The sequence below is a fragment of the Burkholderia sp. KBS0801 genome, assembly GCF_005937855.2.
Taxonomy (GTDB): Bacteria; Pseudomonadota; Gammaproteobacteria; order Burkholderiales; family Burkholderiaceae; genus Burkholderia; species Burkholderia ambifaria.
The window spans coordinates 770,746-789,399 of record NZ_CP042178.1 but is presented as its reverse complement, the minus strand read 5'-3'; the positions used below and the strand labels follow the sequence as shown (position 1 = coordinate 789,399).

Genomic DNA, 18,654 nt, shown 5'->3' with positions numbered 1-18,654 from the left:
GTCGACTCCCGCGCGACGTCGTTGCAGCACCGGTAGTCGCGGTCACACGTTGTTCGAGGCCCGAGCTTGAACCGGCAATCGTGCCATCACAATAACAAGGCCTTTCTCGCTGACGCGTCCATCCTGGTATCAGAATTGGCACACGACCGCGAATGGCGGTTCCGCAGCGCCGCGAACGACGGTCAACGACCCTAGCCTGTCATCCAATCCTCAGCGCCGTCAGCGACCGGCGACAAGCAACTTCCGCCAGTTGCCACATTGCTTTCACACGCCGACTTCGCCGAGCAGAATTCGGCTGAAGTCAGTACGGAATACAGAGGCCCGCACCCATCGGCCGGGGTCGGCTTTGTGCTCGGGGGAACGGTCCTCGATACGGTTTGCCTGGATGGCTGGATTCACGATTACTTGCCGCGGCCCGAAACAAGGTTTGCATTGATCCACGATGCCACGTCGGTGACCGGAATGGCGTGGCGTTGATTGAACGTCCCACGCTTGTCCCATGCGACACCTCGCCCTTGAGCAAAAGCCGCACGATACTTGCGCATCATATTGTTCGGGTCGCGCGCCAGCTCATCCAGCAAATACTGCTCGCTCCACACCGAACGGCTGAACGGTCGGCCGAGGCCCGCTTGCAGCTTGTCGGCAACCTCCGCGTAAGTCACGGTGTCGCCGGCGAGATACACGATCTCGTTCCGGATACGGGGCTGCGCGAACACGATCGCGGCGGTCAACGCACCGATATCATCGGGCGTCGTCAGCGTCACGGCGGTGTCGAGGCTGCCCAGCGCGTGGACGGCGTCGTTTTGCAGGTCGACGACGCCGAAGTCCGGCTCGAACAGGTAGCTCATGAACATGCCGGTCGAGATGATGACCCACTCGGTCTCGTGCTGACTGCGCAGCAACTCGCGCACGTCCAGCTGTGCGTCGAAGATGTCCTGCGGACTGCCGCGGCCGATCACGTCGAAATCGACCCCGAACTGCCATGGAAAGTACCGCGGGATGCGCGCCTGCAATGCAGCGCGCGCCAGCTTCATCGGCGTGTCGATTCCGGCTGCATAGCCCGCGCAACCGATTACCGTGTCATATCGCGCGAATACGACGGCGAGCTCATCGATGGAGCTCTTCACGAGATCGCCTACGACGATCTCGATCCCGAGATCTCGAATCTCTGCGATATCATGCCGCTTGGCTGGGGCGCTGGACTCGACGGCGCTGGCGCGCAGCAGCACGCTGATCTTCGCGCCTGCGATGTCCTTCGCTCGACGCGCAAGATTGCGTAGCACCGGGAGGCCGAGTTCGCCGGCACCGAGCACGAGAATGTTTTGAGACGTAGCGTTAAGATCTGTCTGGTTCATCGTCTAGCCTGCTGAGGAATGTGTTGCACGCAGTCTAGCGGGGCATGGACGTGTATGAAAGAAGGTACATGCGTGATACTGGGAGCCAGATAGTTGGATCGAGACGAACTTCTCCAATATTCGCAGACCGTGTGCGACGGCCTGCGAGATGATGATGACGGGCTGCGGCGGGAGGTGCTCGCACACGCCGGAAGTCGTTGGTCGCTCGGTGTCGTCCACACGCTCGGCGTGTACGGCAGGCTGCGTCATGCCGAAATTGGCAAGCGCATGCACGGGGTGACTCAGCGCATGTTGACGCGTACGTTACGACAACTCGAACGTGACGGCCTGGTGCTCCGTCACGATTTCGAAGAAGTGCCCCCTAGAGTCGAATACGAGTTATCCGATACGGGCATGGACCTGCTCGTTCGCATGGTCCCGCTGTGGACCTGGATCGTCGAGAATGCGGACCGCTTCCGGGAAGCGAGGCGGAGTTTCGACAGCCAGCACCGCCACGCGAACTCGTAGCTTGCCGGTTGTTGATTTGCATTCCCTACTTCCCTGACGGGGAGAAGGATTGGTGCCTCCGAGTGAGCGGCTTATGGCGACCGCGTCGCCATCTCGACGCCCACGCTCGGCGCACTCGTCAATACCGTGCGGCTTTACACGGAAATTGCGCCCTGGACCTTTGGCGTGCGCGCCCTGTACGCCAACCTGGTCACATGCGGCCTGCTCGGCGCCTGAAGCGGCGAGACTCGACGGGCAGTGAGTCGACGGCAAGCTCGCTGCCCCGCAACGTCGGTGCACGATGCCCGGTTGTGATCGGCTCGCGCCGTATTGATGGCAGGCGGCGTCGGTCAGTCTTCATCCACGGCGCCGGGCCGTCACCGCTTATGAACGACCGAGTCAAGCACGAAGCTGGTCGTCATGTTCTGCACGCCGTCCAATGCGCTGATCGTCGCCCAGATGTCGCTGATGCGCTCATGCGTGGCCGCCTCTATCTGCACCAGCAAATCGACCTCGCCGCTGAGGACCGCGCAGTCGCGCACCTCGGCGATCCGCCCGAGTGCGGCAAGCACGTCCGCGCCGCGCATCCGGTCCTTGCGATACACGAGCATCACGGCGCGCACCGGCACGACATCGTCGGGCACTGCGAGCCGCACCGTATAACCTGCAATGATGTTCAGCGCTTCGAGCCGGTCGATCCGGTTCCGGACCGCCTGCCTGGACAGGCCGATCCTGTCGGCCAATACCGCGAGCGGAATCCGCGCATCGGCACACAACGCGTCGATTATCTTCTGGTCCAGGCCGTCGATCTTCATTGTCCGAATCCGGTGTACCCGGCGCCGCGCGCATCGACCGCGTCGCGCAATGCCGCGATGTGGCTGGGGCCGATTCCGCAACACCCGCCGACGATCCGCGCGCCCAGCGCAAGCCACTGCTCTGCCCATCCTGCATAGCCGGGCGGATCGATGTCGCCGCGCAGGCCGTCGAGCTCCTCGTTCGCGCGCGCATCGGCGCGCTGAGGCGGAAACGCGTTCGCATAGGCGCCGATCGCGAGCGACGTTCCCGCTCTCGCGAGCGTGCGCTGCGCCGTCTCGATCGCCGCACCCATCACTTCCGGCTGGCTGCAGTTGAACAGCAGCGCGGTCGCGCGCGCGGACACGGCGGCGTCGATCGCTTCGTCGAGCGTCTGTCCCGATCGCAGTACCGGCGTGGCGCCTGCGTCGACGTCGTCGCGCAGCGTGAACGAGACCCAAAGCGGCTTCGGATTCGCATCGAGCGCACGCCGGACCGCGCCGATCTCGTCCGTCAGGCTCTGCGTCTCGGCCAGCCACAGGTCGACGTATGGATCGAGCCCATCGACGAGCGTCGCCAGGATCGCATCCGCGCGCGCTGCGTCGAACAGGTCGGGTCGGTAGGAACCGCCGGTCGGTGGAAGCGATCCTGCGACGCGCACGGGCCGCCCTGCGCGGTCCGCCGCTTGCCGCGCGAGTTGCCCAGCAAGTGCCGCGAGCGCGACACCGTCGCGACGAAACCGCTCCTCGCCGATATGGAACGGCACGACCGCATAGCTGTTCGCGGTGATCACGTCAGCGCCCGCCGCGATGAATGCGTCGTGCGCAAGGCCGACGTAATCCGGCGCTTCCATCAGCGCGAGCGCCGACCATTCCGGCTGTCTGAACGGCGCGCCCATCCGCGCCAGTTCGCGGCCCATGCCGCCGTCGAGTACCGTGATGTCATGCATAGTCCGTGCTCCGTCGTTGCAATCCGCGCATCTCGTGCGCGAATCGATTCAAAGGTCGGCGCGACGCGCGTCGGGCTTCGATCGAACGTGCGCGCGGGTCCGTGTCAGATCTGCTCCAATGCCTGCGCGATATCGCTTTTCAGGTCGTCGATGTGCTCGATGCCAACCGAATAGCGGATGAAATTGAGCGGGATGTCGGCAGCGCGCATCTGCTCCGCCGACATCGTGCCCGCCCACATGGATGCCGTATGGATCGCGAGCGAATCGACGCCGCCGAGATTGCCTGCATTCAGCGGCAAGCGCAGCGCCTCGACAAAGCGCTGCGCTTCGCCGTAGCTTCCCCGCACACCGAACGCAACCACGCCGCCGAAACCGCGCATCTGCCGGCATGCGAGCCCATGCTGCGGATGGCTGCGCAGGCCCGGATAGAACACGCGCTCGATCTTCTCGTGCGCTTCGAGGAATTCGGCGAGCGCCTGAGCGTTCGCGTTGATCCGCTCGACGCGCATCGGCAGCGTGCGCAGCCCGCGCAGCAGCAGCCACGCGTCCATCGGCGACAGCACCGCCCCGAGCGTGATGTGCGTATGCCAGATCTGCTCGGCGAGCACGCGGCTCGTGCAGATCACGCCGCCAGTCAGGTCGTGATGGCCGCCCAGATACTTGGTCGCGCTGTGTACGACGATGTCGACACCGAGCCGGTGCGGTTGCTGATTGATCGGTGACGCGAACGTGTTGTCCGCAAGCGTGAGGATGCCGCGGGCTCTTGCGATTTCGGTCACCGCGGCGATGTCGGTCACGAGCAGCAGCGGATTGACCGGCGACTCGAGCACGATCAGCCGTGTGTTCGGCCGGATCGCGCGATCGAACGCGGCCACGTCCGTCTGGTCGACGAACGTCACCTCGACGCCGAACCGGCGCAGCATGTCGTCGAGTAGCTTCGTGGTGCTCATGTAATGACGCGTCTGGCCGACGACGTGATCGCCGGCCTTCACGACACTGAGGATCGCGGTTGCGATCGCACCCATTCCGGATGCCGTGACGAGCGCGGTCTCGGTGCCCTCGAGCTCCGCCATGATCGCCTTCACGCGCTCGTGAACCGGATTGCCGTAGCGGGTGTAGTTGCGCGGATGCTGCGGCACGCTCGACATCTCCGCGAATTCCTCGCTGCCGGCTGCCTTGAATACCGCCGAATAGTGGATCGCCGGCGCGACCGACTTCTCGTCGGTCACGTCGCGGTCAGCGGCGAGCGCCAGCGTTTCAAGCTTGTATCCCATGTCGTCCTCGGATCGTTCGTTGTGTCGCGTTCATGCGGCGCCCGTCAGGCACGCATGCTGCCCAGATGGCGATTCAGCAGACCTTCGACGCGTTTGAGCGCGGTCGAAAGCACAGCCGTGATACCGACGTACACGATGCCGGCCAGCATCAGCGCGTCGGTCGTATAGGTTTCGATGGAGATGCGTCGCGCGACACCGGTCAGGTCGAGCACGGTGATCGTGCTGGCAAGCGCGGTCGACTTCAGCTGCAGCACGATCTCGTTGCCGAGCGTCGGTGCGACGATGCCGATCGCGCGCGGCACGATCACGAACCAGGTGAGCATGAAGCGGCTCATCCCGAATGCGAGCGCGGCTTCCTTCTCGCCGACGGGGACGCCGGCGATCCCGCCACGGATGTCCTCCGCCATGTAGGCCGCGAGATTGAGCGTCAGCGCGCACAATGCACACGAGAACGATCCGCCGACCAGCAGCCACAGAGGCGACGCACGCACGATCGAGAACTGCGCGAGCCCGTAATACAGCACGAAAATCTGCACCAGCAGCGGCGTGCCGCGAAACACCGACATGAACAGGCGGCTCGGTATCGACAACCACCGGCACGCCGACGTGCGCGCGACAGCCAGCGGCACCGCGAGCGCGAACGCAAGGGTGCATGACAGCACCAGCAGCTCGAGCGTGATCCATATGCCGCGCGCGACGTCCGGGCCGGACTGCTCGATGAGGGAAAGAAAGTCGTTCATCACATGGCCCTCTTCAGGTGCGTTTTGCGTAACCGCGGCCCGCGATGCGCTCGAGCCACGCGAACACGGGGTTGGATGCGGCGAGAAAGCCGAAATAGACGAGTCCGACCGTCACGTAAAAGACGAACGGCTGCTTGGTGAACTGCGCGGCGATGTTGGCCTTGCGCAACATGTCCTCGAGCCCAACGATCGACACCAGCGACGTGTCCTTCAGCAGGTTCTGCCACATGTTGTTCAGGCTCGGCAGACAGATGCGCCACGCCTGCGGCAGCCGCACGTACCACAGTGTCTGCAGGCGTGTCATCCCGTACGCGCGCGCGGCCTCGATCTGTCCGGCCGGCACCGCGATGAACGCGCCGCGGAACATCTCCGACGAGTAGGCGCCGAACACCACGGCGAGCGCGATCACGCCGGCGGAGAACGGACTGATGACAATGGCGCCATCGAATTGCGCGTTGAGCAGATGCGACAGCCCGAAGTAGCAGATCAACAGGATCAGGAACTCGGGAATGCCGCGCAGGAAATTGGTCAGCGCATAGGTCGCATGCCTGAGCCACCCCAGGCTCGACAGTTTTGCCGACGCACCGGCGATGCCGAGCAGCATGCCGACGCACAGCGCGGCGACCGCAAGCTCCAGCGTGACGAGCGCGCCAGCCGCGATCTGCGCGCCGTAGTTCATCAAGATGTCCATCGTCATATCGCTCCGTGTAAGACGCGGATCGCGCAGGCCGCCGTCCGGCGCCCGCGCGGTGCCGATGCGCGGTTATTGCGGCGCGATGCTGAACGGGAAATAGCGCTTGTTGGCCGCGGCGAACGTGCCGTCCGCCTGCACCTGCGCGATGCCCTTGTCGAACAGCGCCTTCAACGGCGCGTCGCCCTTGCGTACCGCGATCGCGGTGCCGTCGCCGAAGATCTCCGCATCGGCGATCGGCTTGCCGACGAAGTCGAAGCCCTCCTTCCTGCCGGCCTTCGTCAACCAGTCGTACGCAACCGTGTTGTCGGCAAACACCGCATCGACGCGTCCGGCCTCGAGATCGAGCCAGGCTTCGTCGAGCGTCTGATAGACCTTCACGTTGATTCCCGACTTGCTCGCCGGCAGGCGGCGGCGCAGATAGGATTCGTGCGTCGATGCCGTCTGAACGCCGATCGTCTTGCCGCGCAGCGTGGCGGCGTTGTCCGTGATGCCCGAGCCCTGCTTCGCGACGAGCTGCACGGGCGCCGTCGTGAAAATGCGCGTGAAGTCCACCGACTGCTCACGCTCCGGCGTCTTCGACATTTGCGCGAGCACCGCATCGATCTGCTTCGCCTTGAGTGCCGGAATCAGCGCGTCGAAATCCATCGTCACCCACTGGCACTTGACCTTCATCGTGTCGCACATCTTCTTGCCGATGTCGATCTCCATGCCCTGCAGCTTGCCGGATGCATCCTTGTATTCGAACGGCGCGTAATCGGCGAGCGTGCCGACCCGCACGACCTGCTCGGCATGCGCGACCGAACCGAGCAATGCCGCGCCCACGCACAGCGACTGAAGCAGCTTTTTCATGATTTCCCCCTCCGGTTGACATTGAATCCGCATCAGATGATGCTGGACAGAAACTTCTGGAAACGCGGCGATTTCTGGCTCGCGAACACCTCGTCTGGACTGCCGTCTTCCTCGATTCGTCCCTGGTGGACGAACACGACGCGGTTCGCGACTTCGCGCGCAAATCCCATCTCGTGCGTGACGACGAGCATCGTGCGCCCCTCGTCCGCCAGCGAGCGCATCACCTTCAATACTTCGCCGACGAGCTCCGGATCGAGCGCCGATGTCGGCTCGTCGAACAGCATCACGTCGGGGTCGGTCGCGAGCGCTCGTGCAATCGCGACGCGCTGCTGCTGGCCGCCCGACAGCTGGTTCGGATAGTGTTCGCACTTGCCGGCGAGCCCGACCCGTTCGAGCATCGCGATCGCCTTGTCGCGGGCGTCGCGCTTCGGCACGCCGAGCACGCGCACCGGAACGAACATCACGTTCTGCAGCACGGTCATGTGCGCCCAGAGGTTGAACTGCTGGAACACCATCGCGAGCTTGCGGCGCACGCGCATCACCTGCCGCGCGTCGGCCGCGACGAGCACGCCGTCGCGGCCTGCCCGTTTCAGCGCGAGCGTTTCGCCATTCACGCAGATCCGGCCACGGTCGGGCATTTCCAGCAAGTTGATGCACCTGAGGAACGTACTTTTTCCCGACCCGCTGCTGCCGAGGATCGACACGACCTCATGATTCTTCGCGGTCAGCGAGATGCCCTTCAGCACCTCGACACCGCCGAACGACTTGTGAATATCCTCGACCACCAGCGCGTCCGCCGCCGGTTTGCATGCAGGAATTGCTGCTGGCATCCTCGACTCCTTCTTCGATACGTTGCTCACACCGCTCCGGTTCGCGCCGCGCCGGCCCGCGAGGGGCCCGCGCTTGCGCATCAGCTCGACAGCCGCCGGTTGCGCCTGAAGCAGACCACCTTCGGCTGCGTCATTTCCGTCATCGCGAATCGAACGCCTTCGCGACCCAGCGACCCATGCTTGAATCCGCCGAACGGCATGCCGTCGAAGCGGTAATCGGACGAATCGTTGATCATCACGCCGCCCGCCTGCAGGCGCTCGGCCGCGCCGAGCGCCACCTCCAGGCGGTTGGTGAACACGCCTGCATGCAGGCAGCTCTCCGACGCGTTGGCCGCGTCGAGCGCCTGCTGCAGGTCGGTGAATTTCTCGATGGTCACGACCGGCGCGAATACCTCGTCGGTCCATACACGCGCGTCGTGCGGCACATCCGCGAGCACCGTCGGTTCATACAGCGCCCCGCGCCGCCGATGGCCGGTCAGCACCGTCGCACCGCCCGCGACCGCTTCGTCGACCCAGCGCGCGATGCGCATCGCCTGCTCCTCGCCGATCATCGGCCCCATGTCGGTCGCATCGTCCAGCGGATCGCCGACGACCATCCTGCCGGTCAGTTCCACGAAATACCGCACGAACGGCTCGTACGCGGCCTCGGCGACGAAGATCCGCTGCGTGCCGATGCAGTTCTGTCCCGCCGCCCAGAACGCGCCCGACACGCACGATTCGGCGGCATCCTTCAGGTCGCAGTCGGCCATGACGATCACCGGCGCATTTCCGCCCAGGTCCATCGCGATCTTCTTGAGCCCCGCATCGCGCGTGATAGCCTCGCCGGTCTGCGGGCCACCGGTAAAGGTCACCATCCGGATCCGCCGGTCGCGCACCAGAGCGGACGCGATATCCGCGCCGCCGTGCACGATCTGCAGCGCGGCGCGCGGCGCACCGGCATCCCACAGAACCTCGACGAGCGCCTGTGCGGACAGCGGTGCGAGCAACGAGGGCTTCAGGATGACCGCATTGCCGGTCGCGATCGCCGGCCCGAGCTTGTGTGCGACGAGGTTCAACGGGTCGTTGAAGGGCGTGATCGCGAGAATCACGCCCAGCGGCTCCAGCGTGTAGTAGCCGCTGCGATCCTCCGAGCCGGGATACCCGTCGAACGGGATCGTCTCGCCGTTGAGTCGTTTCGCTTCCTCGCCCGACAGGCGCAGCGTGTTCACGCAGCGCGCGACTTCCTTGCGGGCCTGCCGCAGCGGCTTGCCCGCTTCGAGCGCGATCGTGCGTGCGAACGTCTCCGCTTGTGCCTCGACGCTCACGGCTGCGCGAAACAGGATGTCGGCCCGCTGGCTGCGCGGCATGGTTGCGGCCGCGCGCGCGCCGTCGAGCGCGCGCTCGACGAGGACCGGCGCCGCATCGGCTCGCGACAGACGAACCTGGCCGACGATCGAGCCGTCATACGGCGACCGAACATCGGCTACGCCGGCTGCCGTGCAGTCGCTCATCACCGCATCGCGCGCGCTCATGCCGCCACCTCGTGCGAGGCTGCGCCAATCCTGTCCGCCAGTTCGATCAGGTCGGAGAGGATCGCGAACGCCGTTTCCTCGCGGCCGGCACCCGGCCCGCTGATCGTCACGCCGCCGAGCACGTCGGTGTCGAACGTGATCGCATTCGTCACGCCGCTCGCGGCAAGCAGCGGATGGCCGGCCGGCAGCTTGCGCGGTTCGACGCTCGCGGTAACGGTGCCGTCCGGATGGCGGATGGCGGATCCGATCAACCGCCAGGACGTGCGCTCCGCCGCCGCTGCGCGCACGTCGTGCTCCGTCAGTTCCACGATGCCGCGACACGTCACGTCGCCACGCTTGAGGCCGGCATTCCACAGTGCGTTCGCCAGAATGACGACCTTCAGCTGTACGTCCGAACCGTTGACGTCGGCCGCCGGGTTCGCCTCCGCATAGCCGCGCTGCTGCGCATCCCGGATCGCCGCATCGAAGCTCGCGCCGGCTTCGACCTCACCGAGCACGTAATTCGACGTGCCGTTCAGGATGCCGGCGAAGCCGTGGATGTCGCAGCCGCGCAGCGAGGTCGCGAGTTGCCGCAGCACCGGCGTGCCGCTCATCACCGTGCCCTCGTACATCACACAAGCACCCGATTGCGCGGCGATCCGCGCCAGTGCCGGCTGCGCGAGCGCGATCGGCCCCTTGTTGGTCGTGATCACGTGCTTGCAGCATTCGAGCGCGGTACGGCAATGCGACAGCGCGGGCTCACCGGTGTTCGGATCGGTGAAGGTCGCCTCGATGACGACATCCACGTGTTCCGACGCGATGGCCTTCAGCACGGCGCCAAGGCCGACGTCCGGCGACACCAGCGTGCCGGGATCGCGACGCAGCGCTTCGGCATCGACGCCCCGCCGAGCGGTTTCGTCGAGGACGTCCAGCGCGATACCGCGAGGATTCGTCGCGATCCCGAGCCGCAGGTCGGCGACCATCGTCACCGATACGTCCAGTCCCGCCGCACCCAGCATCGCACGCTTCTTTTTGAGCAAATCGACCAGTCCCTGATTGACTCCGCCGAAACCGACCAGTGCCAGTTTGAGTTCCATCGTGATCTTCTCCTGTTCATTGACGACACGACACAGGTTAGTTATGCGAATCGATTTTCAAATTAGGCGTTTCGCCCGATTCAAGTCATCATCCGTTGCGGTTTGTCGTGCGGGACGGACGGATCGCCCGTCCCGCGCGAAACAAGTACGTCAGGTGGCCGGCGGTTCGTCGTCGCCGTCCTTGTCGACCGGCACGAACAGCCCGACCTTGACCGCGCTCAGCACGACATTCGTGTTGATCCGGCGGATCATCGGATTGCTCTGCATGATCCGCGCGGACAGCCGGTCGTACGCCTCGACGTCGTGCGCGGTGATGATCGCGATCAGGTCGACGGAGCCGGTAACGTAGTAGATCTGCTGGATTTCGTCATGCGCCTTCGACCACTCGCGGAACCGGGCGACCGTCTCGTAGTTTTCGCGTTCGATCTCGATTGCCGCGATGAACGTCATCGGCCTGCCGACCGCCGCGCGATCGACCACCGCGATTTCCGCCGAAATGATCTTTTCGGTGCGCATGCGCTTCAGCCGCTTTTGCACGGCCGACGTGGACAGGCCGATTCGTTCGGCAATGGCATCCGCAGTTGCGGTGCAATCGCGCTGGACGATATTCAGGATCTTGCGGTCGAAGGAGTCGAGTGCGTCGGTCATGGCGTGGCCTGCCGGAGAACGGGTGCTTGCGTCAAAGATAGAAAGGGCGGGCCGATCTGAGCCCGACCAGATGCCGGACACGGTCGAACGCGGTGACGAGCGTTTCGCGCCACTGCGCCGCCGGCCCGCAGATACGTACCGGTGCGAAATGGATCGTATCCACACCCGCAGGAATTCGGAACGGACGCTCGATGCCATCGTCCGATTCGGTCACGAGTGCGGTGCCGTCGACTTCGGTCAGGCTCATCATCAGATGGACGGATGCAGTCGCACCGAGCAAGTCGCGCAGAGGCGGCTCGTTCGCGGACAACTGTTCGAGCAGAGGCAACTCGTACGCGCCGGGCCACCAGGTGTCGTGCTCGTCGAGCCACGGGCCGACGCCCGGCATTCCGACCATCTCGAGGATCCGGTCCGCACCGAGATGCGCATAGGCGCGACATCGGCCGGCCCCGTCTGTCGAAGCGCGCGCCAGCCAGCCGCCGGCGGTCGGGACAGGGTCCGTCAACACGACGTTCGCAGGCTTCAGTCGGCCGAGCACTTCAGCCGCGCTTGCAGCGGACCTGCGCCCTTCGCGGGACTGCTGCGCGTGCTCCGGGACGATCCTGCACACCCACTTGGGACCATCCTGCAAGGCGGCCGGAACGTCGCCGGCCCGGACTTGAGCGGTTCGCCGGCGGGCGTGTTCAACAATGACGATTGGCGTGTCCGGCATACAACTCTCTCGTGCTTGAGGGGCCGCGTCGTAGGGATGCTGGCGCACTTCGTGGATTGGCTGAGATGTTCGGGTCTGAGAAAATAATATCTCGGTGATGCGACCGAAAAAATCTCAACATCCGTAAATTTCGATGAAAAGCGTCAAAAAAGCCGTGCAGCCGGCTGTTTGGCATCCAACCCGGTTTCGCCAGCTCCGGTGGCGGGTACGGGCTGGAAGATGACGACATCCGGGGCGCAGGCCAACACGCTCGGCGGCCGCCCGATGGCGTGCGACGAATCTGCTATCGGCCACGGGTGACTCAAACCATGAAGCCATCCCAACGAGTACGGTGATTGCCTGAGCATCGGGTCGCCGAGGCAGCCCGCAATCATGAAGGGAACGCGCCGCTTGCGCCGCCACGCTCAGTCGGGTATCGGGTGATAGAGGGCTCACAGCAGGCCATCCATCGAGCATGCGTGTCGGCAATGAGTTGATACCTTATTCCGCTTACATCGATACGCTGAGCTAGATGCCTTCCTGCAGTTGCAAACCCACGATGCCCACGACGACGAGAGCAATGCAGAACAGCCGCCCGAGCAGGACGGGCTCATGGAACCAGACGATGCCGACCAACGCCGTTCCCGCCGCACCAATTCCTGCCCATACGGCGTAAGCGTCTCCCAGTGGGAGAATTTTTAATGTGAGACTCATTAGCCACACGCTCAGTACGGCCGCCACGATCGATATCCCGCCAGGCAGTGCTTTTGAGTAGCTGTCAGAGAGCTTCATCGTCACGGAGAAGACAACTTCCAATAAACCGGAAGCGACAACGATCGACCAGGCAGCAAGCGGACTAGAGACGACAAACATGGGTTCTGCCTTCAGGTTGGAGGTTGTCGCCAGAGGGTATCAAAGTATTTCCTTTCACGAACAACCAAGCGCGGCGATAGACGCCTTTCCGCCTCGCGATCCTTGATCCGCATCGACGACAGCGCGACGCCGCATCCCCCATTCCCCATTCCCCGCCATTACCAATAGCGCCTATGTGCTCCGTCACAGCGTGGGCGCGCTCGAGCCATCGCAGAAAATGGTCGGCGTGGTGGGCCGGGCAACCACCCGGATGCAGACGATGCTCGACGATCTGCTCGTGTTCACGCAATCCCGCTTGAGCGACACCTTGCCGCTGCGGCGCGAGCCGGCCGACCTGCGCACGCTTTTGAGCGACGCAACCGACGAGCTTCGAGCCGCATTTCCGGGTGTTGAGATGGATCTGCAGCTCGACGGTGCGCTCACCGGCTCCTGGGATCGCCGGCGGGTGCTGCAGTTGCTGGTAAACCTGCTGGTCAATGCGACCCGCTATGGCGACGGCCGGATTGTGTTCAACGCCCACGAGGCCGGCGACCAGGTCACGCCGAGCGTGTTCAACGAGGGCACGCCGATTCCACCGGAACTACTGCCCACCTTGTTCGACCCGTTGACGCGAGGCCGGTTGCCCAATCGAGCTGGCCATGCGGCTGGGATCGGCCTCGGCCTGTACATCTGCCAGAGCATCACGCACGCCCATGGGGGCGAGGTCCGGGTTGCGTCGTCGCGGCAGGGAACCACGTTTACCGTGACGCTGCCGACTGCGCAGTAAGGACGGCGACGGCCCGCTCCTCGGCCGTTCTCCGATTGGACGGCTGGCGTGGGACCCGAGACACAACATTTGTTGAAACATAGCCACAACTTTAGGCAGTACGACTTTCCGTGGGGCGGAGGCTGGCCTGGAGTGGCGCATTCAACGCAGGTTCGCATCGCTGCCAGAGCCGCACGGATGAGGCCGAAGCCGCACCCCGGTGATTTCCACCACGGAGGCCAGCATGAGAAACGATAGCACGCTATACGTCGGACTGGATGTGCACAAGGAATCGATCACGGTTGCGTATGCGGTCGACGCTGGCGAGTTCGAATCACTCGGCAAGATCGGCACGACGAAGACGGAAATCGATCGGTTGTGCAAGCGGCTGCAGTCGAAGGCTCCGCACGTGCAAATCGTCTACGAAGCCGGCCCGTGCGGCTATGGACTGTACCGGCAGCTCGTGGAACGAGGCTTCGAATGCATGGTCTGCGCGCCGTCACTGATTCCCCAGAAACCCGGCGATCGCGTCAAGACGGACCGGCGCGATGCGGTGAAGCTCGCGTGTGCGTTGCGCGCCGGCGATCTGTCGGCAGCGCACCCCTTCATTTCGTGCGATTCAACGCCGCGGTATGGCACTGGAACATAGGTTCGGAGACAACTGCAATTGTGCAAACTTTCTGCGACGCAAGCCACTTACCGGACCGGCTCGCGGCCGCGAATACTTGCTGCGTACAACATCCTAGGTGGTTGAGTACGCAACTCAGACCGATGGCGCAATCCACGGCGATGAGTTGGATCGCAGTGAATGTCGCAATTTGTGACGGTAACGAGCTATAGCACTGTCTCTTGCGCTGCAAGTATTCGGGGCACATCTGCAAGATCCAAAACTGTCAACGGTCTCCCATATGCCGCCCCGGTATCAACGTTGATGACATTGGCGCGTGCAGTCGGCCGTTGAACCGGTGTATGCCCGACAACGACCGCGACCACACCGTGAACCCACTGATACGCGCGCAAGACGTTCGCGCGCTGCTGCGATGACAGCGTGGGATGAGATGCCATGGCGCCTCCAATGGTCAGGAACCGATGCGTCTGCAATGCACACGTTATCCAACTTTAGTTGACGCTACGGCTTTATTTCTTCTTTGTTCTACAATGTCGGAGCAAAGTCTGCTCCGTGAATAATTCGAATCAACGCGATCCGCAATTGCCGCCAATTCGCCTTTATGGACCTCCCTGTGATGCGGAAAACGCATCAACTGGAGAAAAGCGAAACGTCGTTAGTGGAGCAGACAAGGTGGCCAGACCGCTGCTATGACGAAGGGAAACTGAAATATCCCGCCTGCATTCCTGAGGGCTTAGCTTCGAGATTGATCTTTTGGGCCGCAAAGTCCGCACAGCCTCAGCGGCATCGATATCGCCCGCCGCTACCTCCAAGTCAATTCCGCGAGTCGCGCCGCAACGGTCAACTAGACCAATGTCAGTAGTCAGATGGCCCTGACTGACTCGTTTCGTCGCAAGACGTTGCGCCCACTAATCAGACAAATAGGATGTTCCCAATCCAACTACCAAAGGACCGTTCACCGAATGTGAATGCGTTGCCGGTGTCCTCAACTGATACATGTCGTCACACAAGACAATCCAGTTCTCGCCAAACACATTCGCCTGCATGGCAGAAATCGCGCAACTTTAGTTCACGCATCAACTTTGTCCAAACTTTAGTTCCGAAATTTTGGAACTAAAGTTGCGCTTTCAGGAAGTGTGCGGCACCGGCGAAGCTTGATACGCCGGCCTTCCTCAGCATTCCAAAATAGGGCAACTTTAGTTCGTCGGCCTATGTTCGGCGCGCTTACGGGGCCTCGGTTGTCGACGAACTGGAGGCAGGCGTCGACCGGCCGGCTTTTGCCCGAACCGAGTCACACGATCTGACGCTGTCCGGCGCCGGCAATGGCGCCGTCATCGCCGTGATGGAACAACGACTGGTGTTCGAAACGCTCCGTTGTCTCGAGCCCCGCATGCCGGAGATTCTCTGGCTCGGCGTGCGCCAGCATCAGCTGCGATGGCGGGTTCTGGTGTTTGAAGTCAAACGAAACGAACGGAATAAATGCATCGGCCGCTCCGTTTACTAACGTCCCAATCGTGTTCGGAGCCCAGTCATGAAACAGGTCCATACAACGCTCGGCGCTGCGATGATCGCATTCGTGCTGACCAGCGTCGTAGCGTGCGGCAATTCATCCCATGTCAGTCAGTACAAGGTCGATGTACTGGTTTCCGACGGTGCCCTGCCCGCTGCTCACGTGGATACAAACCTGAAGAATCCGTGGGGCGTTGCATTCAATCCCAAGGGTTTTGTGTGGGTCGCGGATAACGGGACGCAGCGCGCAACGCTCTATGACGGCAATGGCGTACCGCAATCGCTCGTCGTGACGATCCCCGCCGGCTCGCAAGGCGACGCCTCTCCCACGGGCATCGTATTCAATGGCACGTCGGACTTCATGGTGACCCAGGGCACAAAATCGGGGCCGGCATCCTTCATTTTCGTCGGCGAGGGCGGAACGATCACGGCGTGGTCGCCAGCCGTCAATCCGACCTCGGCCGTCACCGTGTTCGACAGCGGCGGCAGCGCCGTCTACAAAGGGCTCGCCATGGCCAGCAACAACGGCGCGAACTTCCTATACGCAACGGACTTCCACAACAACAGGATCGATGTTTTCGACAGGACCTTCACAAAGGTGACGACGACCGGTGCATTTCAAGATCCCGCTTTGCCGGCCGGGTTTGCTCCGTTTGGAATTCAGGCCATCAACTCGAAACTTTACGTTGCTTATGCGAAGCAGGATGCGGCAGCACACGACGACGTCGCTGGTGCAGGATTGGGTTTGATCGACGTGTTCAGCCCATCGGGACAATTCATTCAACGCTTCGCCTCCGGCGAACCGTTGAATGCACCGTGGGGCATGGCGCCTGCACCCGCGAATTTCGGCCGCTTCAGCAACACCGTTCTGATCGGCAACTTCGGTGACGGCATGATCCACGCGTTCGATGCGACGTCAGGCATGCTGCGCGGGACGCTGCAGCAACCCGACGGCAAGGCGATCGTCGAGCCGGGGCTCTGGGGCATCGCATTCGGCAACGGCCTCAACAATCAACCTGTCAATACGCTGTTTTTTGCTGCCGGCCCCAACGACGAAGCCGACGGTGTCTATGGCCGCATCGACGTCGGCCCGTGAGCGTTCTCGCCGGGATTGCTTGCGGCAATCGCTCGACGCCGGATAGGCGCGTCGTTTCGATGCAAAGGAGGCCCCCATGGACGCCACTCACAGAATCGCCGTCGTCGCCAGTGTGACTGCCCTCGGCATGACATCGCATCCCGGCTGGGCGGAGCAAACCGTCAACGCGACGTTGCATTCGAACTCGATCCAGCTCGACACACACAACATGAAAGCGGGTCGCGTCACGTTCGATGTCAAAAATGCCGTGGACAACAACATGGAGCACGAACTCGTCTTGCTCAGGACCAATCTCTCGGATGATGCACTTCCTGTCCGCAAAGGGCAGGTGCTGGAGCACAGGTTGAGAAAGGTCGGCGAAGTCGAAGACATTGCCCCGGGAACGAGCAAGCGCGCGTCATTCAAGCTCATGCCCGGCCACTACGTGCTGATCTGCAACAAGCGGGGACATTATGTTGCGGGCATGCACACGGCGCTTGTCGTGACGCCGTAAGTCACTTCGGCGGTCCGAAAGACGGCCCGGGAGCGCCGCCGTGCGATCGGAACAGCAGACTTCGCCGCGCGGCGCGGCCCGGCATGTGCGCCGCCGACCTCGGCTCCTGTTCGGTTCGTCCGTCGCGCAGCGCCGCTCGGCGTCACGCCGACAGATGCGCTTGTGCTGCTGCCCGCAACCCCTTTTCAACGTGTCGTTTGAGCCGCCGGTCTATTAGCACGCTCGGCCGCGGTACTCATCGCTTCCTTCGCGCCCATACCGGAACTTCTCAAGGAGGCGTAGATTGAATTGAGCAGCCCCGGCGAAGCTTGATACGCTGGCTTTCCCAGCATTCCAAAAGAGCGCAACCTTAGTTCGTCGGCCTGCGGCCGCGTCGCTTCTTCCCCATCCGGTCCCGACGCATAATGAACCCCTGCACGCGTTGCCGTCGCGGTCCGGGGCAAAACCGCGCTGCAACCGCAAGCGAACACGCCATCGAAAGGAGGCTTCCCGCATGACGCATCCATTCAGACTGGGCGACCACGTCCGCTGGAATTCCGAAGCCGGTTACGTGACGGGCACGATCATTGCGATCCACACGCAGGATTTCGACTACAAAGGGCATCGCCATCGCGCGTCGCCCGACGATCCGCAATACGAGATCAAGAGCGACCGGACCGACCACATCGCCGCGCATCGCGGCCGCGTGCTCGAACGCATGGCGGGCAAGGACGACGCATGACGCTCCCGTTCTACACGATCGGCCATTCGAACCGCACGCTCGACGAGTTCGTCGAGATGCTCGACGCGGCCGATATCGCGTTGCTTGCCGATATCCGGAAGATGACGCGCTCGCGCACGAATCCGCAGTTCAACGAAGCGACGCTGCCCGACGCGCTGGCCGCCGTCGATATCGCGTACGAGCACATCGCGGAGCTCGGCGGCCTGCGTGGCAAGTCGCGCGACGTGCCCGACGAGGTCAACGACTTCTGGACCAACCGCAGCTTCCATCGCTATGCCGACTACGCGCTGTCGCCCGAGTTTCGAGCCGGCCTCGACCGCTTGATCGAACACGGGCACCAGCAACGCTGCGCGATCATGTGTTCGGAAGCCGTATGGTGGCGGTGTCACCGGCGCATCGTGTCCGACTATCTGATCGCGCGCGGCGAAACGGTGCTGCACATCATGGGCCGCAATCGCGTCGAGCCCGCGCGTCTCACGGCCGGCGCGGTGATCCGGGACGACGGCACGATCGTCTATCCGGACGTCGACAGCGATGCGGCCGACGACGGCACCTCCGGGCAACCGAACGAGTAACGCGGCGCGAGTCGTGCTCGTGCGCATGGCGGCGATGACCTGACGCGCGGCACAACGGCAGCGCTCCCCATCGGTCAGCCTCCGCCCCTGTGCCCCCACCACGCCGCGCGCTCGCCACG

Annotated in this window: 20 protein-coding genes and 2 pseudogenes; 8 read left to right on the top strand and 14 right to left on the bottom strand. The window is 63.3% G+C overall.

Features of this window, described 5'->3' with window-relative positions:
• Positions 1–401 precede the first annotated feature (401 nt).
• Positions 402–1,355, bottom strand: coding sequence for an aromatic alcohol reductase (locus FFI87_RS20395; protein WP_012366570.1), 954 nt, complete (start codon positions 1,353–1,355; stop codon positions 402–404).
• A gap of 93 nt (positions 1,356–1,448) precedes the next feature.
• On the opposite strand from FFI87_RS20395, the gene FFI87_RS20390 reads away from it, so the two are divergent.
• A complete protein-coding gene (locus FFI87_RS20390) occupies positions 1,449–1,862 on the top strand; it encodes a winged helix-turn-helix transcriptional regulator (RefSeq protein WP_138849331.1) in 414 nt (137 codons plus the stop codon).
• Positions 1,863–1,937: 75 nt separating this feature from the next.
• Positions 1,938–2,078: pseudogene (locus FFI87_RS34900) on the top strand (fumarylacetoacetate hydrolase); the annotation flags it as partial.
• Positions 2,079–2,218: 140 nt separating this feature from the next.
• On the opposite strand, the gene FFI87_RS20380 reads toward FFI87_RS34900, so the two are convergent.
• From FFI87_RS20380 to FFI87_RS20325, 12 genes are all read right to left on the bottom strand, one after another.
• Positions 2,219–2,656, bottom strand: coding sequence for an Lrp/AsnC family transcriptional regulator (locus FFI87_RS20380; RefSeq protein ID WP_138849332.1), 438 nt, complete (start codon positions 2,654–2,656; stop codon positions 2,219–2,221).
• Entirely contained in the window at positions 2,653–3,582 is a 930-nt protein-coding gene (locus FFI87_RS20375; RefSeq protein WP_138849333.1) for a homocysteine S-methyltransferase family protein, read from the bottom strand. Before FFI87_RS20375 ends, FFI87_RS20380 begins: the two co-directional genes overlap by 4 nt.
• Before the next feature lie 104 nt (positions 3,583–3,686).
• Positions 3,687–4,856: a trans-sulfuration enzyme family protein gene (locus tag FFI87_RS20370; RefSeq protein WP_138849334.1), complete on the bottom strand. Its 1,170-nt coding sequence runs from the start codon at positions 4,854–4,856 to the stop codon at positions 3,687–3,689.
• 44 nt (positions 4,857–4,900) lie between these two features.
• A complete protein-coding gene (locus FFI87_RS20365; RefSeq protein ID WP_138849335.1) occupies positions 4,901–5,596 on the bottom strand; it encodes an ABC transporter permease in 696 nt (231 codons plus the stop codon).
• A 13-nt stretch (positions 5,597–5,609) separates the two neighbouring features.
• Positions 5,610–6,287 carry an ABC transporter permease gene (locus tag FFI87_RS20360; RefSeq protein WP_138849336.1) on the bottom strand — a complete coding sequence of 226 codons (678 nt, stop codon included), beginning with the start codon at positions 6,285–6,287 and terminating at the stop codon, positions 5,610–5,612.
• A gap of 72 nt (positions 6,288–6,359) precedes the next feature.
• Positions 6,360–7,139 (bottom strand): transporter substrate-binding domain-containing protein, encoded by a 780-nt coding sequence (locus tag FFI87_RS20355; protein WP_124902588.1) that lies wholly within the window; start codon positions 7,137–7,139, stop codon positions 6,360–6,362.
• Between the two features lie 32 nt (positions 7,140–7,171).
• Positions 7,172–7,969 (bottom strand): ABC transporter ATP-binding protein, encoded by a 798-nt coding sequence (locus FFI87_RS20350; protein ID WP_138849337.1) that lies wholly within the window; start codon positions 7,967–7,969, stop codon positions 7,172–7,174.
• An 80-nt stretch (positions 7,970–8,049) separates the two neighbouring features.
• The gene (locus tag FFI87_RS20345) at positions 8,050–9,480 is read right to left on the bottom strand and encodes an aldehyde dehydrogenase family protein (RefSeq protein ID WP_138849338.1); all 1,431 of its coding nucleotides are present in this window, start codon (positions 9,478–9,480) and stop codon (positions 8,050–8,052) included.
• The gene (locus FFI87_RS20340; RefSeq protein ID WP_138849339.1) at positions 9,477–10,556 is read right to left on the bottom strand and encodes a homoserine dehydrogenase; all 1,080 of its coding nucleotides are present in this window, start codon (positions 10,554–10,556) and stop codon (positions 9,477–9,479) included. Before FFI87_RS20340 ends, FFI87_RS20345 begins: the two co-directional genes overlap by 4 nt.
• A gap of 150 nt (positions 10,557–10,706) precedes the next feature.
• The gene (locus FFI87_RS20335; protein WP_261378620.1) at positions 10,707–11,285 is read right to left on the bottom strand and encodes an Lrp/AsnC family transcriptional regulator; all 579 of its coding nucleotides are present in this window, start codon (positions 11,283–11,285) and stop codon (positions 10,707–10,709) included.
• Positions 11,236–11,916: a hypothetical protein gene (locus FFI87_RS20330; protein ID WP_138849340.1), complete on the bottom strand. Its 681-nt coding sequence runs from the start codon at positions 11,914–11,916 to the stop codon at positions 11,236–11,238. The genes FFI87_RS20335 and FFI87_RS20330 overlap by 50 nt, the downstream gene beginning before the upstream one ends.
• 507 nt (positions 11,917–12,423) lie before the next feature.
• Positions 12,424–12,768, bottom strand: a complete 345-nt coding sequence (locus FFI87_RS20325; RefSeq protein WP_012366583.1) for a DMT family transporter — start codon at positions 12,766–12,768, stop codon at positions 12,424–12,426.
• Between the two features lie 259 nt (positions 12,769–13,027).
• On the opposite strand from FFI87_RS20325, the gene FFI87_RS20320 reads away from it, so the two are divergent.
• Positions 13,028–13,534: a sensor histidine kinase gene (locus tag FFI87_RS20320; RefSeq protein WP_186381750.1), complete on the top strand. Its 507-nt coding sequence runs from the start codon at positions 13,028–13,030 to the stop codon at positions 13,532–13,534.
• A gap of 223 nt (positions 13,535–13,757) precedes the next feature.
• Positions 13,758–14,114: pseudogene (locus FFI87_RS20315) on the top strand (transposase); the annotation flags it as partial.
• Between the two features lie 1,318 nt (positions 14,115–15,432).
• Here FFI87_RS20315 and FFI87_RS20310 read toward each other — a convergent pair.
• The gene (locus tag FFI87_RS20310) at positions 15,433–15,687 is read right to left on the bottom strand and encodes a hypothetical protein (RefSeq protein ID WP_138849342.1); all 255 of its coding nucleotides are present in this window, start codon (positions 15,685–15,687) and stop codon (positions 15,433–15,435) included.
• Between FFI87_RS20310 and FFI87_RS20305 the strand changes: the two genes are divergently transcribed.
• The 4 genes from FFI87_RS20305 (at position 15,673) to FFI87_RS20290 (ending at position 18,535) form a co-directional block, all read left to right on the top strand.
• The gene (locus FFI87_RS20305; RefSeq protein WP_138849343.1) at positions 15,673–16,746 is read left to right on the top strand and encodes a TIGR03118 family protein; all 1,074 of its coding nucleotides are present in this window, start codon (positions 15,673–15,675) and stop codon (positions 16,744–16,746) included. The genes FFI87_RS20310 and FFI87_RS20305 overlap by 15 nt on opposite strands.
• A gap of 76 nt (positions 16,747–16,822) precedes the next feature.
• Positions 16,823–17,239 carry a hypothetical protein gene (locus tag FFI87_RS20300; protein ID WP_138849344.1) on the top strand — a complete coding sequence of 139 codons (417 nt, stop codon included), beginning with the start codon at positions 16,823–16,825 and terminating at the stop codon, positions 17,237–17,239.
• A gap of 493 nt (positions 17,240–17,732) precedes the next feature.
• The gene (locus tag FFI87_RS20295; RefSeq protein ID WP_138849345.1) at positions 17,733–17,960 is read left to right on the top strand and encodes a DUF2945 domain-containing protein; all 228 of its coding nucleotides are present in this window, start codon (positions 17,733–17,735) and stop codon (positions 17,958–17,960) included.
• Positions 17,957–18,535, top strand: coding sequence for a DUF488 family protein (locus tag FFI87_RS20290; RefSeq protein ID WP_138849346.1), 579 nt, complete (start codon positions 17,957–17,959; stop codon positions 18,533–18,535). The genes FFI87_RS20295 and FFI87_RS20290 overlap by 4 nt, the downstream gene beginning before the upstream one ends.
• The last annotated feature ends 119 nt before the right edge of the window (positions 18,536–18,654 follow it).

Excerpts from the sequence above, each read along its gene's own strand:
- FFI87_RS20395 (WP_012366570.1), bottom strand. The coding sequence starts at position 1,355 with ATGAACCAGACAGATCTTAACGCTACGTCTCAAAACATTCTCGTGCTC.
- FFI87_RS20380 (WP_138849332.1), bottom strand. The coding sequence starts at position 2,656 with ATGAAGATCGACGGCCTGGACCAGAAGATAATCGACGCGTTGTGTGCC.
- FFI87_RS20375 (WP_138849333.1), bottom strand. The coding sequence starts at position 3,582 with ATGCATGACATCACGGTACTCGACGGCGGCATGGGCCGCGAACTGGCG.
- FFI87_RS20370 (WP_138849334.1), bottom strand. The coding sequence starts at position 4,856 with ATGGGATACAAGCTTGAAACGCTGGCGCTCGCCGCTGACCGCGACGTG.
- FFI87_RS20365 (WP_138849335.1), bottom strand. The coding sequence starts at position 5,596 with ATGAACGACTTTCTTTCCCTCATCGAGCAGTCCGGCCCGGACGTCGCG.
- FFI87_RS20360 (WP_138849336.1), bottom strand. The coding sequence starts at position 6,287 with ATGGACATCTTGATGAACTACGGCGCGCAGATCGCGGCTGGCGCGCTC.
- FFI87_RS20355 (WP_124902588.1), bottom strand. The coding sequence starts at position 7,139 with ATGAAAAAGCTGCTTCAGTCGCTGTGCGTGGGCGCGGCATTGCTCGGT.
- FFI87_RS20350 (WP_138849337.1), bottom strand. The coding sequence starts at position 7,969 with ATGCCAGCAGCAATTCCTGCATGCAAACCGGCGGCGGACGCGCTGGTG.
- FFI87_RS20345 (WP_138849338.1), bottom strand. The coding sequence starts at position 9,480 with ATGAGCGCGCGCGATGCGGTGATGAGCGACTGCACGGCAGCCGGCGTA.
- FFI87_RS20340 (WP_138849339.1), bottom strand. The coding sequence starts at position 10,556 with ATGGAACTCAAACTGGCACTGGTCGGTTTCGGCGGAGTCAATCAGGGA.
- FFI87_RS20330 (WP_138849340.1), bottom strand. The coding sequence starts at position 11,916 with ATGCCGGACACGCCAATCGTCATTGTTGAACACGCCCGCCGGCGAACC.
- FFI87_RS20325 (WP_012366583.1), bottom strand. The coding sequence starts at position 12,768 with ATGTTTGTCGTCTCTAGTCCGCTTGCTGCCTGGTCGATCGTTGTCGCT.
- FFI87_RS20320 (WP_186381750.1), top strand. The coding sequence starts at position 13,028 with ATGCTCGACGATCTGCTCGTGTTCACGCAATCCCGCTTGAGCGACACC.
- FFI87_RS20305 (WP_138849343.1), top strand. The coding sequence starts at position 15,673 with ATGAAACAGGTCCATACAACGCTCGGCGCTGCGATGATCGCATTCGTG.
- FFI87_RS20310 (WP_138849342.1), bottom strand. The coding sequence starts at position 15,687 with ATGGACCTGTTTCATGACTGGGCTCCGAACACGATTGGGACGTTAGTA.
- FFI87_RS20300 (WP_138849344.1), top strand. The coding sequence starts at position 16,823 with ATGGACGCCACTCACAGAATCGCCGTCGTCGCCAGTGTGACTGCCCTC.
- FFI87_RS20295 (WP_138849345.1), top strand. The coding sequence starts at position 17,733 with ATGACGCATCCATTCAGACTGGGCGACCACGTCCGCTGGAATTCCGAA.
- FFI87_RS20290 (WP_138849346.1), top strand. The coding sequence starts at position 17,957 with ATGACGCTCCCGTTCTACACGATCGGCCATTCGAACCGCACGCTCGAC.